General features: G+C 44.3%; 17 protein-coding genes. 3 read left to right on the forward strand and 14 right to left on the reverse strand.

Annotation, left to right across the window (positions count from 1 at the left end):
- Positions 1-14: 14 nt before the first annotated feature.
- From ACXAER_RS07835 to trxA, 3 genes are all read right to left on the reverse strand, one after another.
- The gene (locus ACXAER_RS07835) at positions 15-1,313 is read right to left on the reverse strand and encodes an amidohydrolase (RefSeq protein ID WP_474828122.1); all 1,299 of its coding nucleotides are present in this window, start codon (positions 1,311-1,313) and stop codon (positions 15-17) included.
- A 212-nt stretch (positions 1,314-1,525) separates the two neighbouring features.
- Complete coding sequence (rho, locus tag ACXAER_RS07840) at positions 1,526-2,791, reverse strand: transcription termination factor Rho (protein ID WP_014948094.1); 1,266 nt, start codon at positions 2,789-2,791, stop codon at positions 1,526-1,528.
- 271 nt (positions 2,792-3,062) lie between these two features.
- Positions 3,063-3,389: a thioredoxin TrxA gene (trxA, locus tag ACXAER_RS07845; protein ID WP_118490421.1), complete on the reverse strand. Its 327-nt coding sequence runs from the start codon at positions 3,387-3,389 to the stop codon at positions 3,063-3,065.
- A gap of 100 nt (positions 3,390-3,489) precedes the next feature.
- Between trxA and rhlB the strand changes: the two genes are divergently transcribed.
- Together rhlB and ACXAER_RS07855 are read left to right on the forward strand one after the other, a co-directional pair.
- On the forward strand, positions 3,490-4,779 hold the full coding sequence (rhlB, locus tag ACXAER_RS07850; protein WP_474828125.1) for an ATP-dependent RNA helicase RhlB: 1,290 nt from the start codon (positions 3,490-3,492) through the stop codon (positions 4,777-4,779).
- Positions 4,780-4,814: 35 nt separating this feature from the next.
- Positions 4,815-6,326: a Ppx/GppA phosphatase family protein gene (locus ACXAER_RS07855; protein ID WP_474828127.1), complete on the forward strand. Its 1,512-nt coding sequence runs from the start codon at positions 4,815-4,817 to the stop codon at positions 6,324-6,326.
- Positions 6,327-6,416: 90 nt separating this feature from the next.
- Here the strand turns inward: ACXAER_RS07855 and hemB are convergent, their stop codons facing one another.
- Genes hemB through tatA form a run of 7 tightly spaced genes read right to left on the reverse strand, consistent with a single transcriptional unit; the run spans position 6,417 to position 11,977 of the window.
- Positions 6,417-7,427, reverse strand: coding sequence for a porphobilinogen synthase (gene hemB / locus ACXAER_RS07860; protein ID WP_474828129.1), 1,011 nt, complete (start codon positions 7,425-7,427; stop codon positions 6,417-6,419).
- A complete protein-coding gene (locus ACXAER_RS07865; RefSeq protein WP_474828131.1) occupies positions 7,424-9,322 on the reverse strand; it encodes a sensor domain-containing diguanylate cyclase in 1,899 nt (632 codons plus the stop codon). Before ACXAER_RS07865 ends, hemB begins: the two co-directional genes overlap by 4 nt.
- Positions 9,323-9,334: 12 nt before the next feature.
- Positions 9,335-10,111: a TatD family hydrolase gene (locus ACXAER_RS07870; RefSeq protein WP_474828133.1), complete on the reverse strand. Its 777-nt coding sequence runs from the start codon at positions 10,109-10,111 to the stop codon at positions 9,335-9,337.
- Complete coding sequence (locus tag ACXAER_RS07875; RefSeq protein WP_474828135.1) at positions 10,112-10,651, reverse strand: hypothetical protein; 540 nt, start codon at positions 10,649-10,651, stop codon at positions 10,112-10,114. It abuts the gene before it with no gap.
- Between the two features lie 25 nt (positions 10,652-10,676).
- Complete coding sequence (gene tatC / locus ACXAER_RS07880) at positions 10,677-11,432, reverse strand: twin-arginine translocase subunit TatC (RefSeq protein ID WP_474828137.1); 756 nt, start codon at positions 11,430-11,432, stop codon at positions 10,677-10,679.
- On the reverse strand, positions 11,433-11,732 hold the full coding sequence (gene tatB / locus ACXAER_RS07885) for a Sec-independent protein translocase protein TatB (protein WP_014948087.1): 300 nt from the start codon (positions 11,730-11,732) through the stop codon (positions 11,433-11,435).
- Complete coding sequence (gene tatA, locus ACXAER_RS07890) at positions 11,732-11,977, reverse strand: Sec-independent protein translocase subunit TatA (protein WP_474830534.1); 246 nt, start codon at positions 11,975-11,977, stop codon at positions 11,732-11,734. The genes tatB and tatA overlap by 1 nt, the downstream gene beginning before the upstream one ends.
- 177 nt (positions 11,978-12,154) lie before the next feature.
- Between tatA and ACXAER_RS07895 the strand changes: the two genes are divergently transcribed.
- Positions 12,155-13,216: a hypothetical protein gene (locus ACXAER_RS07895; RefSeq protein WP_474828139.1), complete on the forward strand. Its 1,062-nt coding sequence runs from the start codon at positions 12,155-12,157 to the stop codon at positions 13,214-13,216.
- A 69-nt stretch (positions 13,217-13,285) separates the two neighbouring features.
- On the opposite strand, the gene ilvN is transcribed toward ACXAER_RS07895, so the two are convergent.
- The 4 genes from ilvN to ACXAER_RS07915 form a co-directional block, all read right to left on the reverse strand.
- Positions 13,286-13,783 carry an acetolactate synthase small subunit gene (gene ilvN, locus ACXAER_RS07900; protein WP_118490430.1) on the reverse strand — a complete coding sequence of 166 codons (498 nt, stop codon included), beginning with the start codon at positions 13,781-13,783 and terminating at the stop codon, positions 13,286-13,288.
- Entirely contained in the window at positions 13,783-15,501 is a 1,719-nt protein-coding gene (locus tag ACXAER_RS07905) for an acetolactate synthase 3 large subunit (RefSeq protein WP_474828142.1), read from the reverse strand. The genes ilvN and ACXAER_RS07905 overlap by 1 nt, the downstream gene beginning before the upstream one ends.
- A 274-nt stretch (positions 15,502-15,775) precedes the next feature.
- Positions 15,776-16,168, reverse strand: a complete 393-nt coding sequence (locus ACXAER_RS07910) for a MaoP family protein (protein WP_474828143.1) — start codon at positions 16,166-16,168, stop codon at positions 15,776-15,778.
- Positions 16,169-16,384: 216 nt separating this feature from the next.
- Positions 16,385-16,846: a hotdog fold domain-containing protein gene (locus ACXAER_RS07915; RefSeq protein WP_474828145.1), complete on the reverse strand. Its 462-nt coding sequence runs from the start codon at positions 16,844-16,846 to the stop codon at positions 16,385-16,387.
- Positions 16,847-16,954 lie beyond the last annotated feature (108 nt).

A 16,954-nucleotide genomic window follows, 5' to 3' on the forward strand; every position in this document is an offset into this window, starting at 1 on the left:
TCCAGCCGCCAGTGTTAGTGTTGCGCCATATAATCTAAAGTAAAGTTAGTAAGTAGCTTCACACCCAGCTTCATTCCCTCATCATCAACGTAGAACTCTGGCGTGTGATGAGCAGGGCTGTCTTCTTCTGATACATCTAGCGGCTTACCGCCTACCCAAACGTATAAGCCTGGAACTTGCTCCTGGAAAAATGAAAAGTCTTCAGCCCCGGTTACCGGCTTAGAAAGCAATGTGTTTTCGACGCCAGCGGTACGCTGCATGGTAGGTAGCATGGCTTTTGTAAGCTCTGGGTCGTTATACGTAATTGGGTAATAGTAATCTAGTGGTAACGTGAGTTCTGCCTCTGCTCCCATACTCTCTGCAATCGCTTTTACTTTACGTGGAAGTGACTCGTAAATATGATCGCGAGCGGCTTCGTTAAGAGTACGGATAGTGCCTACCATTTCGACTTCATTTGGAATGATGTTAGAGCGATTACCACCGTGGATTGAGCCAATCGATACCACTGCCGCATCGTCAATCAGTTTTAATTCACGACTTACAATGGTTTGAATAGACATTATCATTTGCGCAGCAGTAACTACTGGGTCTACGCTTTTCCACGGATAAGCGCCATGCGCTTGCTTTCCGTGAATAACAATTTTGAACGGATCTACTGCGGCCATAGTGCCACCGGCGTTATAGCGCACTTTGCCCACATCAGTGTTGGCATTAATATGCAAACCAAAAATAGCGTCGACGTCAGGATTCTTTAATACGCCTTCTGCCACCATAACTTCAGCACCGCCTTTTTCTCCAGCGGGGGCGCCCTCTTCTGCAGGCTGAAAGATAAATTTCACTTTACCCTTTAATTCACCCTTTATTTCAGTAAGGATTTTTGCGGCACCCATTAGCATAGCCATATGCGTATCGTGACCGCAGGCATGCATCACTGGGACCTCTTTGCCGTTATATTCACCCACTTGGGTAGAACGGTAACTCAAATCATTTTGTTCTTTAACTGGAAGCCCGTCCATATCTGCACGAAGGGCTACAACGGGACCTGGATTTCCAGTGTCTAAAATGGCCACAACGCCTGTTTTAGCTACGCCCGTTTGTACGTCTAACCCCAAACTTTTAAGGTAGCCAGCTACATATTCAGCGGTTTTAAACTCGCGATTCGACAGTTCAGGAAATTCATGAAAGTGATGACGCCATTTGATAACGTCAGGCTCTACTTTATCGGCCAGCTCATCAACATTAATTTGGCTGGTTGCGTTCGCAGACGCACAAACCAACCCAACAAAAGCAAGTGACAACAATTTACGATGCATAATTATTTCCTTTGGTGTTTTTAGACAGAGTAATTCATCTACAGAAAGAAGACACCACTGAAATTATTATTGTTGGGATAAACAGAGCGTTGAAACTACCCGATTCAATAGATTGAAGATATTAGCCGAAAGTATAATTAATGAGGTTTTTTGAAATCGATCAATAAAAAAGGCGCCTGTTGGCGCCTTCTACTTAATTATCAATTAATTGCTTAGCTCTTTTGTCTGCGCATTGCGTCAAAGAACTCATCATTAGTCTTGGTCATCGACAGCTTACTGATAAGGAAGTCCATAGCATCGATTTCAGACATTTCATGAACGATTTTACGAAGGATCCACATTTTCTGTAGTTCGTCTTGCGCGGTAAGTAGCTCTTCACGACGGGTACCTGAGCGGTTAAAGTCGATAGCTGGGAACACACGTTTTTCCGCAATCTTGCGGTTAAGGTGTAATTCCATGTTACCTGTACCTTTAAACTCTTCGTAGATAACTTCATCCATTTTAGAGCCGGTGTCGATTAGCGCTGTTGCGATAATCGTTAAGCTACCGCCTTCTTCAACGTTACGTGCGGCACCGAAGAAGCGCTTAGGCTTATGTAATGCGTTTGCGTCGACACCACCAGTAAGTACTTTACCTGATGAAGGAATAACTGTGTTGTATGCGCGCGCTAGACGGGTAATGGAATCAAGCAGGATAACCACGTCTTTCTTGTGTTCTACAAGACGCTTGGCTTTTTCGATAACCATTTCAGCTACCTGAACGTGTCGGCTTGCTGGCTCATCGAATGTTGATGCCACTACTTCACCTTGTACCAGCCGGTGCATCTCGGTTACTTCTTCTGGACGCTCGTCAATCAGCAATACCATTAACTCACAATCTGGGTGGTTAGCAGCGATTGACTGGGCAATGTTCTGAAGAAGAAGCGTTTTACCGGCTTTAGGTGGTGCAACGATAAGGCCACGCTGACCTTTACCGATTGGCGATGCTAAATCGAGTACACGAGCCGTGATATCTTCCGTTGAACCGTTGCCGCGTTCCATACGCAAGCGGTCTGCTGCGTGAAGCGGTGTAAGGTTTTCGAAAAGGATTTTGTTACGTGAATTTTCAGGCTTGTCGAAGTTAACTTCGCGAATTTTAAGCAGAGCGAAATATCGTTCACTGTCTTTTGGTGGACGAATTTTTCCAGCAATCGTATCACCTGTACGCAAGTTGAAGCGTCGGATTTGGCTTGGCGATACATAGATATCGTCCGGCCCTGCAAGATACGAAGAATCAGCTGAGCGTAAGAAGCCGAAACCGTCCTGTAAAATTTCTAGTACCCCATCACCAAAGATATCTTCACCGCTTTTTGCGTGTGTCTTTAGGATTGAGAAAATGATGTCTTGTTTTCTGGCGCGCGCCATGTTTTCCAGGCCCATTTCCTCGGCCAGGTTAACCAACTCGCTTATTGGTTTGTTCTTTAATTCAGTTAAATTCATACTGGTGGGTCTTTGTGCTTGAACTTCGCTTACAGGACTTAAAGTCACTCTGTTCTAGTTTAGATTTGATATCACCCGGATATGGGCGTAAGCAGAATGCTGCTCGGATGAGCGCTGAGGAAAAGTTAGCACTATATTTAATCAACGTCCAGCGTTTTACCACCGAAATGTTAAATATTTTGATGCGATCTTTTCTAAAACTAAATGCAAGTACCTGTGATGCAAATAAAAACCGGCGCTTTATTCGCACCGGTTTTTTATTTTGTTTCAATTACAGATTTTCGTTTAGAAATTCTGTTAATTGAGCTTTTGATAGCGCGCCAACTTTAGTAGCAGCAACGTTACCATTTTTGAAAAGTAGCAATGTAGGAATACCACGAATACCATATTTAGGTGGAGTTTCGTTATTTTCATCGACATTCAACTTGCCAACTGTTAACTTGCCTTCAAACTCGGTCGCAACTTCTTCTAAGATTGGTGCGATCATTTTACACGGGCCACACCATTCGGCCCAGAAGTCAACCAGTACAGGACCTTCAGCATTGATAACATCTGCTTCGAATTTATCGTCAGATAACTGGATAATTTTGTCGCTCATTCTTTTCTCCATTATTGGTCTGTTGCTGATTTGTCTCAGCCCGACCATAAGTGTTATATAGAAACTGTTTTTTAATGCAAGCACTGATAAGCTATAAGCTATGCCTACTCACTTAACTGATACTCATTTTTCCGACCTGCCGATTAACGGCAAGGTTGTTGACGCCTTAACGGCAGCTAATTTTTCACATTGTACACCAATTCAAGCACTTGCACTGCCTCCATTATTGGAAGGTCACGACATTGCAGGGCAGGCTCAAACAGGAACAGGTAAAACCATTGCCTTTTTGGTGGCTACATTTCACTATTTGCTAAGCAAAGCAGAAAATGCAGACAACAGCAAATCAAATGGCCCTCGCGCAATTATTATGGCGCCGACCAGAGAGCTTGCCGTACAAATCTATAACGACGCCAAACTGCTTAGTGAGCATACGGGATTGTCGCTTGGGTTGATTTATGGGGGCGAAGGTTACCAAAGTCAACGTGAAACTTTGGAAGAAGGGGTAGATATTATAATTGGTACGACAGGACGCATTCTTGATTACTACAAGCAGAATGTGTTCACACTGAAGAATATTCAGGTTGCCGTACTTGATGAAGCCGACCGTATGTTCGATTTGGGCTTCATTAAAGATATCCGCTTTTTGTTCCGCCGTATGCCGCCTGCTAGCGACCGCCTTAGTATGCTATTTTCAGCTACGCTAAGCTATCGCGTACAAGAACTTGCCTACGAGCATATGAATAACCCGACTCATGTTCAGGTTGCCCCAGAGCAAACGACTGCAACTCGCGTTTCACAAGAGTTATTTTACCCGTCTGATGACGATAAGATGTTGCTTCTTCTTACGTTACTCGAAGAAGAGTGGCCAGAAAAAGCGATTGTTTTTGCCAATACTAAAAATAGCTGCGAAAAAGTCACTGACTGGCTAACCGCTGATGGACATCGGGTGGGCTTACTCAGCGGTGATGTGCCGCAGAAAAAGCGTTTAGGCATATTAGAAGATTTTACTAAGGGTAACCTTGACATCCTAGTGGCAACTGACGTTGCAGCACGAGGTCTTCATATCGACGCAGTAACTCACGTATTTAACTATGATCTGCCAGACGATGCGGAAGACTATGTGCACCGAATTGGTCGTACTGGTCGCGCAGGTCAAAGTGGCGTAGCCATTAGCTTTGCATGTGAAAAATACGCACTAAACTTACCTGCTATTGAGCAATACATCCAAAAGGCAATTCCGGTTACCGATTACGACCGCGGTGGCCTACTTGACGATGTAACGCCACCTAAGCCACGCAGAAGACGTACGCCCAACAACCGCAACTCTTCACGCCGTGGCAACGGTAGAGGCCGAGGTAAGCCTCAAAACCGAAATAACAGAGCGCAATAATAAAGCGTAAGGTAGATTATAAGAAACGAGATTTTATGCAGGCAGAACTCCAGCACGATGCACAGACCTACGGCGAGTATTACGCCGCCGTAGACTTGGGCTCTAACAGCTTTCACATGGTGATTGTTCACGTTGTTAACGGCAGTGTGCAAATAATTGGGAAAATTAAGCAAAAAGTACGTTTGGCCGCTGGCTTAGACGATGACTTAGCACTTGATGATGTAAGCATGGAGCGCGGCTGGCAATGCCTGCAAGTTTTCTCGGAACGCCTGCAGGATATCCCTCCATCTAATATCAAGATAGTCGCTACTGCTACCCTACGCCTTGCAACCAACGCTCATGTTTTCATTCGCAAAGCTGAAGAAATTCTTAATCACAAGCTCAAAGTTATAAGCGGCGAGGAAGAAGCGCGACAAATTTACCTAGGGGTAGCCTATACATCAGCAAACCAAGGTAACAGCCTTGTTATTGATATTGGTGGTGCAAGCACCGAGATTATTATCGGTAACGACATGCAACCTATTCATTTGAAAAGTTTGGATATGGGCTGTGTGACTTTTATGGAGCGTTATTTTACAAGCGGTACCATAACCGAAGAGAACTTCGAAAATGCTAAAAAAGCGGCCCATGCACTGATTGATGATGTATCGAGCGCTTTTTTGTGTTTCGACTGGGAAAATTGCTTAGGCGCGTCGGGGACGCCGCAGGCGATTACCGAAATTTTGGTAGCACAGGGTATCAGCGATGCCATTCGCTTAGATTATCTGTATCACTTGGAAAAGCAGTGCATTGAATGCGGCAGTATTAAAAACCTTGATATCGACGGATTAGAAGACAATAGAAAAGCTATTTTCCCTTCTGGCTTGGCGATTCTTATCAGTTTGTTTGAAGCGCTAAATATTAACCATATGAATATCTCTGGCGGCGCCCTGCGTGAAGGACTTATCTACGGAATGTTGGATAATGTCACAGAAAACGATAGACGCCAACAAACACTTAACCAAGCAAAGCAGCGTTATCACGTTGATAAAAACCATGCTAATGCTGTGCGCCATGTGGCGCTTGCTTTGTGCCATCAGCTTTGTGCTCAACAAAATATTTGCCATCTAGATACGGAAACTATTTTAGGGGCCGCTGCACAATTGCATGAAATTGGTCTTCACATTGAATATAAGCGCCATCACGAACATGGTGAATATATTTTAAGTCATATTGATTTACCGGGGTTTACTCGCTTGCAGCGATCAGCAATTCGCGACCTTGTTGCGCAGCATCGTTTAACAATTGATGCAGACATTTTTGACAAGTACCACGAAGACTATCGCCCTATGTTAAAAGGTATGCTTCGAGTATTACGCATAGCGGTAGTCTTATGTCTACGTCGCCAAAACAAACATATTCCAGAAGTTTCTCTGACATGTGATGATAGTAAGTGGACACTTACTTTCCCCAAGGGTTGGCTTAAGTCTCATCCTTTGATCAATGCTGAGTTAGCTAACGAGTGTTGGCTACAGCACAAAGCTGGTTGCGAGCTTGTGTGTAAGTAAATACTCACACTCTTATTGTATCAATTAAAAAAGCCGTGCTAAGCACGGCTTTTTTGGAATGCGCAATACAAGACTACTTAATTCTAATATCTATTTACCATTTTGCTTTGCTAGCAGCTCGGCTGCTTTAGGTGCGAAATAGGTTAAGATGCCATCCGCCCCAGCGCGTTTAAATGCAAGTAAAGACTCTAAAATTACCGCTTCTTCGTTGAGCCAGCCGTTAGCAAAGGCAGCTTGATGCATGGCGTATTCGCCACTTACTTGGTAGGCAAATGTTGGCACTTTAAATTCGTCTTTGCAGCGTCGTACTACATCTAAATAGGGCATGCCGGGCTTCACCATTACCATGTCAGCGCCCTCTTCTATATCAAGGGCAATTTCATGAAGGGCCTCATCGGTATTCGCAGGGTCCATCTGATAGGTTTTCTTGTTGCCACCTTTGATATTTGCGGCAGAGCCGACGGCATCGCGAAACGGACCATAGTAAGCAGAGGCGTATTTGGCCGAGTAAGCCATAATGCACGTGTTGATATGGCCTGCCTCTTCAAGAGCCTTACGAATGCTGCCGATGCGGCCATCCATCATGTCAGAAGGCGCAACAATGTCTGCACCAGCTTCGGCATGTGATAAGGCTTGCTTAATAAGGACTTCAACAGTTTCGTCGTTCATTACATATCCAGTCTCATCTAAAAGGCCATCTTGTCCATGAGACGTGAAAGGGTCTAATGCAATATCAGACATCAGCATGACTTCAGGGAACGCCTTTTTAAGCGCCTTCATAGCTTGTTGAGCAAGGCCGTCAGGATTAAAAGCTTCACTAGCACATTCTGTTTTGAGCGACATAGGTGTTACAGGGAAGAGTGCAATGGTCCTAATACCTAATGCTACCCAATCAGCAGCTTCTTGAACCAGCAAGTCAATAGAAAGCCTTTCAACGCCAGGCATAGAAGGAACGGCTTCCCTAGCATTTTCACCGGGCAACACAAAGACAGGATAGATTAAATCATCCGTAGTTAGCCTGTGTTCTGCCACAAGCCCTCTTAACGCATCTTTAGCACGTAATCTACGCATACGACGGAGAGGGAAAGGTGAAGATGTCATAGTTTTTCCTGTAAATGTTTGTGTATTACGGTGTTTCGCCCTGAAGCTTTCGCTTCGTACAGGCACTCATCAGCATATTTAAATAAACTTTGAGCGTGCTCTTCATTCGCGATAATGGTTGAAGAAGCACCTGCACTGGCTGTTAGCTTAATCAATTGCCCCTCGTATTCAAGTGGACTGTTTTCTAAGCTATGTCGAATATTCTCGGCAACGTGGTACGCGCCGCTCAAGTCGGTATTAGGCAATATAATGGCGAACTCTTCACCACCTATGCGACACAAATCATCTGTTGGACGATGGATGAGTTTTTGAAAGACATTTGTTACGTGAATTAAACACGCATCCCCTCCGTCGTGTCCGTATTCGTCATTAATATTTTTGAAGTGATCTATGTCTACAATGATCAGTGATAAAGGCGTTTGCTCACGGCGGCTTCGCCTTCCTTCCGACCGCAATCTTTTATCAAAGTGGCGTCGATTGTGTGCCCCTGTTAGCGGGTCTATTGCGTTAAGCCTTTCTAGCTCTTGATTCACATCGGAAAGCTCTCGCAGTGTTATCTCTAACTCGAGCGTACGCTCCTGGACTTTATATTCCAAATCATCTTGATAGCGTTTTTGAACTTGCAACAGGTTTTCTTTTGCAGTATTCGCCTGTTTTTCTTGTTCAAGGGCAAACTCCTTCGCATCAAGCAAGTCGTCTCGACTGTGGCTGTAATTAATCGCAAGAATAAGCGCCAATATTAAAGTTTCAACGGTTCCACCTATAACTAACAAGTCGTTAGACGAAATAGGTAGTTGAATAATGTTTATATTATCTAGACTTGCACATAGCCCGCTAACTAGTAGAAAACCCCAAGCGATTGTGAAGTAACGCGCTACGACTTCTCGCTTAAGCGACAGCCACACACCTATAGCCAAGACAAAAATAACAACAAGGCTCAATAATAAAAGAAACGCCTTTATCATTAGCGAATAAGGCAGAACCATACCCGCAATAATGCTCAAGCCGCAAACCCAACTAATAGCTTTGGTCACGCTATCGATTTTGCTACTGTAATTCTTAATGGGCAGAAGACTACGTGTAAATAGCGCCGCAAACATTATAGTGGCGTTCGCAAAAACGATAATTGCTTTACTTTGAAACCAGCTACTCCCAGGCCAAATGTAGGAAAAGCCATAGCCATGAAGTGTCATTAAGATAAGCGCTAGATTGATCACATAACCAGAGTAAAACAGAAAGGAAGCATTTTTAGTAGTGACCGTTAAGAATATATTGCTCACACCCATAGCTAGCAAAACACCAAAAAAGATGCCTAACACCAAGTTTTTTGTTGATGTGTATTCTATAAATTCGGTTTCTTGCCAAATGCGAAGGGGTAGGCGAATGTTACCAGATGTTTGAACTCTTATAATGACCCGCTGAGACTGCGCACTAGCAGGTAATGGGAACAAAGGTTTAACGTGAGCGATATGTCTATCGCTGAAGCGTTTACTATCGCCACTAGAAAACGTCACTTTGGGTTTGCTGCCAACTTGGCTATATACCGCTACATCTAAATTATCTAAAAGCGGATAATCAACATGCAGGAGGAACCGACTTTGGTTGCTTTGCGTAGGCTGAACTATCATTGAGAACCAGTGCACACCTGTGTCCATTCCTAAGTTCACTGGTGGCGAGACCTGAGTCCACTCACTTGTTGGAATTTGAATTACACTATTGAAATCAAGAGATGCCCTTTCAGTTTCTTTTAAATAAGTTAACTGTGTAAAACGAGGGGAGAGGCTTGTTGTCGGAGAAAGGTTTAGCAGAACAAAAACAAACGCTACTGCGGCAAGGACCGTAATAAGAATGAGCCCAGCATCATACTTGCGCATAGCTTTTAGATTTGTCTGCATATAAACCAATGTTTAGCTAAGAGAAAACAACTCACAGCTATTAGCATAACTGCTAATACGCAATTTATCAGTGTCAACTTGCAGATATTCGCTTAATTGCTGGGCGATATGGGGCAAAAAAGCGGGTTCATTATTGCGTTTACGTGGACGAAGTGTTTTGGGAAATAAATATGGGGCATCAGTTTCAAGAATAAGCTTATTCAGCGGGATATGCTTTACGGCATCACGTAATTCAGCACCGCGCTTATCGTCGCATACCCACCCTGTAATGCCAATATAAAGGCCTAACGACAAATACGTTTTTACTTGTTCAGTTGTTCCAGTAAAGCAGTGGGCAATTCCCCCTTTTAAACTCGCCATATACTGAGTTAACAAGCCAATCTGCTCTTTAAAGGCATCTCTTTCATGTAAGTACACAGGTAAATTTAACGACGCCGCTATTTTTAGCTGTGCTTCGAAAACCGTTAATTGAATATCTTGAGGCGAAAAGTTACGGTTAAAGTCTAATCCGCATTCACCAATAGCTACACAGCCTTTATGCTGAGCAAACTCACGTAATCGGTCATAGTCGCTTTCATTGACATCTTTCGCGTTATGAGGGTGTACACCAATGGTGAAACAGCATTGATCAGGGTACTTTTCATAAAGCGCTACCGCGGCATCCCACTCATTGGGATGAGTGGTAATGACACACAGTTTATCAACACCGGCGTCTTGTGCACGCTGCATGACTTCTTCGGCGTCAAAACGCTTATCAAGCAGATTGACGCCTGCGTCGAACCAAGGCATTTATTTAACGCGCTTTACTTTCATGCGCTTATTTAGACCTTCAACACTTAAATAAAAGGCACCAAGAAGACCCCGCTCAACAGAAACGGCTTGCCCTTCCTTTAGCTTCAAGTAAGTTTGATCAGTTTGCTGCCAAACAGAACCATCGCTGAATGTAAGCACATACTTATCGCGCAGGTTTTTCTTGATTGCGTTAATAGTAACGGCAATTTCCGAGGCCGCTTCAGTCAGGTCGCGCTTGTGCTCCAAACCAAAATCATTCTTTGTCTCTGACGGTTGAGCTTGCTGAGCAGCAGGCGCAGGACGCGAGTTAGCCTGAGCGCTAATATTTGGTTTGTAAGCCTTCAGTTGGCCAACCTGCGCATTAACGCCATCGTATTGATTTAACGACTTCGCCACGCCGTCATAGCACATTAAGCGCTTAAGGCTGTTATCGGTTTTGCGGCATTTTTCCATCGCATCGCCGATAGACTCAGCGTGCAAATGAGGTGCACTAAAAGCACACAGTAAAGTGGCAATAGAAAGCAGTTGAGTTTTCATTTTTATTCCTTTCTCTTCTGAACTTTTATGTGTTGTCAGGGGTTTGCGTTTCGTCCTCATCTTTTGGCGTTTTACCTGCATAAAAACCTCCTACGATGATACCAACTTCAAACAACAGCCACATGGGAATAGCCAGTAACGTTTGAGAGATCACATCAGGCGGTGTGAGCAGCATGCCAACAACAAAGGCCCCTACAACCACATAAGGCCGTTTAGCTCGCAGCGACTTGGCATCTGTTACCCCAGTCCAACACATTAGAATAATAGCTATAGGTATCTCGAATGAGACTCCGAATGCGAAGAAGAGTTTCAACACAAAGTTTAAGTAACTTGAAATATCGGTACTTACAGTAACCCCTTCAGGAGCAACGCTAGTGAAGAACGCAAACGCGATGGGGAAGACAACAAAATAGGCAAAAGCCATACCGGCATAAAATAACAAAGTACTTGATAGCAGCAGTGGCGCAACCAGACGCTTTTCATTTCGATACAAGCCTGGAGCAACAAAGCCCCACACCTGATAGAGCACATAGGGAATAGCAATGAAAAACGACAATACTAAGGTAAGTTTAAAAGGTGCGAAAAAAGGTGAAGCAACATCGGTTGCAATCATGCTCGCGTTTTCTGGAAGTGTTTCAAGCAGAGGCATGGCCAACAGCTTATATAAATCCTGTGCAAATGCGGCAAGACACACAAACACAATCAATACGCTCAAAAGTGCTTTGAGAATACGACTGCGCAATTCAATTAAATGAGAAATAAGGTTATTAGCGTCAGACATCTATTGCTTTTTATAAGGTTCTTGAACCGACTCTGCAGCTTTTTTCAGCTCATCGACGCTCTGTTCAAGTTCAGGTGAAAGATCTTTAAGCCCTTGCTGCTCTGCTTTTTTCAAATTTTCATGCAATTCGTGCACGCGCAGCTGATGCTCAACCTCTTGCTTAAAGCCCGTTGCTACATTCCGTACGCTACGAATTGTATTTATAGTTGAGCGCATGGCACCCGGCAGTCTTTCTGGCCCCAAAATGAGAAGCGCAAGCACACCGATAACCAATAGCTCCCAAAAGCCGATATCGAACATTAGGATTTATCTTTAACGTCGCTCTGCGTCTTCGTTGAAACAGGCTCTGCCGCTGACTTTTCTTCAACTTGCTTCTTTTGCTCGAAGTCAGCATCTTTCTCTTCTTCGCTGACGGCTTTTTTGAAGCCTTTGATTGCGCCGCCTAAATCAGTACCTATACCTTTTAGGCGCTTTGTACCAAATAAAAGCACCACAATAACCAGTATAATCAGCAACTGCCAAATACTAATACCACCCATAAAAATAATCTCCCTTACATCGTTGAGCACAGTATGCCATTGCCCGCTGTTGCTTTCACCTGAATATTTGCCTGAATGAATAAAGATTGACGTTTTACTAATGACAATCCATGCTCTCTATATCTTAAAAGCGAATAGTAGAAACATTCAACTATTCTAATTTTTACAAGGAGTTAGTGAGTAATGTTGTGCCTTACTGTTATTTATTGCCATTTATTACTTACTGCCCCTTCGAATTTATACATCACCGATAGCAAGGTGAACCCCACCGTAAACACGACCAGTGGAAGTAGCGGATATAGCGATGTTATAAGGCCCGCAGCTACTGAAAATCTGCCGTCTTACGCGTCTGCAGAAGCTTCCCCTGCCGTTTCAGTAGCGGCACACAATGAACAATGGTTTGATGTGTGGCAACGTAGCTTTACTGACACCATGGACTTTACTGTTAAACAGCTCGACGGCTTGTTCGAAAATTCTCAAGAGCTCAAGGCTCCCGGACAAAAAGAGGCCCGAGCCGAAGGCCGTGTTCAGCTTGCTTGGGAACCCAGAAGCGGCATGCTTTCTGATACAGATCTTCGTTTTAGGGTACGAGTACGCCTACCGGCATTAAAAGAACGCGTTGATTTACTCTTGAGTGATAACGAAGACGAAACACAGAACAACACAATACGAGCCGCGAGAGATACCGGCAATAACAACCGCGATCGAACGACCATTGCGCTTCGCTTTCGTCCTGAGCAAGACTCGCACTACTCATTTAGAATTGGCGCTGGTCGCCGCGACCAACTGTATGCGATGACCCGATACAGAGATGCTTTTGCCTTTTCTAATCAATGGGCCATGCTATACGACGCCGAACTTTACTATTACACCCGTGACCGTTTGGGTGCGGAGGTGGGCGTCGCTTTTCAATACGAAATCAATAAAAAGCACTTGGTTCGACAAAACAATCGCTACTACTACCGCGACGATACCAACGACTGGCTATGGCGTCACGAGGTCCACCATTTGTTTTCGGTAGATCGACATAACGCCGTTATTCCTCACCTTATGGTGGAAGGGCTCAGCCAACCCAATTTTCGCGTAGAAGAAGTCTATGGCGGGTTTAGGTGGCGTAACAACATGCTGCGCGATTGGCTATTCTTTGAGGTAGAGCCTTTTGTATTATGGCTGCGTGATGAGGATTTTAAAACCTCATACGGCGTAGCCCTGCGCGTAGAAGCCTATTATGGGCGCGATACTTAACTTAAGTGAGCACATATAAAAAAAGCTGTCGTAAGACAGCTTTTTTGAAAACGATACAATGAGTGATGTTTAAGGACGAAGCGCCCTATCACCTCGAGCAAGCCCACACACACCAGTGCGTGATGACTCGATAATTTCCGCGCATTGCCCCATAGTTGCTGCAAACGCATCTAGCTTATCTGTAGTGCCCGTAATTTCGATGGTGTAATTGTTTACGTTCACGTCCACAATACGCGCACGGAAAATATCAGAGTTCCGCTTCACTTCAGCACGCACCGACTCTGTGCGAGTCGCGACTTTAATCAGCATAAGTTCGCGTTCAATGTGCGTACCTTCAGTAAGGTCTACCACTTTTAGCACATCAATAAGCTTATTCACTTGCTTAGTAATTTGCTCTATGACTTTGTCGTCACCGTGCGTGATAATCGTTAGACGCGAAAGGCTCGCGTCGTCGGTTGGTGCCACACACAGTGAGTCAACGTTGTAACCACGTTGTGAGAATACACCAACGATACGAGATAATGCGCCGGGGGCGTTTTCCATTAATACAGAGATAATACGTTTCATCAGGTTCGCTCCGTCTTGCTTAAGCGCATGTCATCCATTGCGCCAAACTTAATTTGCATTGGATATACGTGTTCGTTTTGGTCTACTGCTATGTCCATAAACACTAAGCGATCTGTGTAGCTGAAACATTTCTCCATTGCTGCGTCTAGCTCGTCGAGCTTGTCTACTTTTATGCCCACATGTCCGTAAGCTTCTGCCAACTTCACAAAGTCAGGCATTGAATCCATATACGAGTGTGAGTGACGCCCTTTGTAAATCATATCCTGCCACTGACGAACCATACCTAGGGCACGGTTATTCAATGAAATAATCTTAATAGGCAGGTTGTACTGCAAACAAGTAGATAGCTCTTGAATATTCATTTGAATACTGCCATCACCGGTTACTACCACAGAGGTTGAGCCCGGGTGCGCAAACTGCACGCCCATTGCAGCCGGTAAACCAAAGCCCATGGTGCCAAGACCACCTGAGTTAATCCACTGACGCGGTTTATCATACGGATAATAAAGCGCAGCAAACATTTGGTGCTGACCTACGTCAGAGCTTACATAGGCTTTACCGTCTGTGTGTTTGTACAAAGCTTCGATAACACGCTGAGGCTTAATAACTTCTTCGCCTTGTGCGTAATTCAAGCACTCGCGAGAACGCCATGTTTCAATTTGCTGCCACCAGTCAGCCAGCTTTTCGCTCTGGCCTGATAAATCTTTCTTATTTACCTGGCTTAAAATTTGATCAAGTACTTTATCTACCGAACCTACCACTGGAATGTGCGCATTTACGGTTTTAGAAATTGAGGCTGGGTCAATATCAACATGAATAATGTCTGCATGCGGGCAGAACTTATCAACGTTATTGGTAACACGGTCATCAAAACGTGCACCTAGTGCAATGATGCAGTCGGCATTATGCATGGTCTTGTTCGCTTCAAGCGTACCGTGCATACCAAGCATACCAATGAATTGCTTGTGTGTACCTGGCATAGCGCCAAGGCCCATTAGCGTACAAGTTACCGGAGCATTTAGCTTCTCAGCTAATTCAATAACTTTTGCTGACGCATCGCAAGCTACTGCACCACCACCTACATAAAGTACCGGACGTTCTGCTTTAAGTAGCGACTCAACCGCTTTCTTAACCTGCTTGGGGTGGCCCTTTTCGGTAGGGTTATAAGAGCGCATAGTAACGTCGGTTGGATACACATAAGGGTGTTCTTCCGCTACGTTCACAATATCCTTCGGTAAATCTACAACTACCGGCCCAGGACGCCCTGTGTTAGCAATATAATAGGCTTTAGCAATGGCTTCTGGAATATCAACCGCGCGCTTAACCAAAAAGCTGTGTTTAACGATAGGACGCGAACACCCTACCATATCAGTTTCTTGGAATGCGTCTTCACCAATGTGCTTCGACGGCACCTGCCCCGATAAAATTACCATCGGGATAGAGTCCATGTACGCAGTAGCAATACCTGTAATAGTATTCGTAGCGCCTGGACCTGATGTGACGAGCACTGTGCCGGTTTTGCCAGTTGAACGTGCATAACCATCCGCCATATGGGCGGCTGCCTGTTCATGACGTACGAGGACGTGTTTGACATCATCTTGCGCAAATAACGCATCATAAATGTCTAATACGGCACCACCTGGGTAACCGAACACGTGTGTCACTCCTACATCTTTTAGCGCTTCAACCACCATGGCTGCGCCCGACATCATTTTCACAGTGCTTTTCTCCTGTAATGGGTTGGGGGGTTTGTCAGCGTACGTTGACGATGCCCCGACTATAACTAAGGTAATAGGAAGATAAAACACCAAATTGCGTAAAAGTGAGATATATATCCCAATATTCGTAATAATTAGGATAAATATTTCGACCTAAGTGCAAAATTGACAGAAAATAGGATATTTATTTACACGATTTTAACAGCGCAAACAATAAACATAGTTGCTTTAAGAGAGGCGCCTTTACACGTTTTAGATGCATAAAGGCATAAGCTTAATCATCGAGGTCGATATCAAGATCACTGTTATCGCTTATATCATCATCATCGTCAACATCTTGTGTAGCAGCGCGCTTAGAGCCGTAAATGCTAGCAGTTTTTGGTCTATTAATTCGCGCTTGGTATTTTAACCACGCTTTTTCCTGAGGTGTAGCGGGTTCACGGTGCCCAAGTGCCGACTCCAAATAAGCTTGCTCTTCGTCGTTTTCGGGCGTGATCTTTCCATCAACCAAAGCGGCAAACAAACTTCCATGAGTTTGTAGAAGTTTGCTTTCATTAATTGAAAAATCACCAGAGCGTGCGAAGCCGTAGGGATAGTTCTTCTTATCTGCGAAGGGTTTTCTTGTGACTTGTTCTTTTGTGATTACAGACATCTTAACCTCTTTCATTGCGGCCCCTCGTGTTGCTTAAAAGGAGGGCTGCCACTTAAAAGTTGAATGAAATAGACTTCCGATATAGCGCCTTAATCGCTTACCAGTCTATTCTTAGATGTGTTTTCGAATGCTGTCAATTAGAAATAGGCCTGTCGTAAAAACTTAATATTGCAACTGTGACTAGGCATAAAAAAAGGCCGCAAAAGCGACCTTCAAATAGCACGACATAGTTTAGCGTTTTTCGCTTACCCAAACAGTAATAGTGCCATCTACGACCACGGTCCCTTGGGCGTTGTACGCCTTAACAGAAATAGGTAAATCACCCGGCTTCCATGCGTCAGCTGGCACTTCTGCGACACAACGAATGTCTGAATCGGCCTTTGCTGGATACTTTACTTCCATGCCTTTTGGGATCCATCTCAAGTTTTTAGGTATCGATGCTTCGCACATAAAGCCCATGGCCATTTCTAACCCGTTGCAAATAGCAATAACGTGAACCGTACCAATGTGGTTTTCAACCCCTTTACGCTTTTTAATGAGCACTTCACAATAGTTAGGTTTAATGTCAGTAATAAGCGGTGAAACGGTAGAAAAGTAAGGCGCTCTGCGCGCTGAGTACCAGCTAAACAGTTTTTTGCCAAAGGGCAGTTTAAGGAATTTATTATAGGTATTGAGTACGTAGTTTTTTGACATAGTTTTCACGCTAATCTTATATGAGGTTAAACCCATGGATGAAGAATCAGTACACTAACGCGTTGTTCTATGATCAACCTTATGTTTAGCGCACGCCTATCTGGTTAG

This window comes from Alteromonas sp. AWJ4_199 (assembly GCF_056159165.1).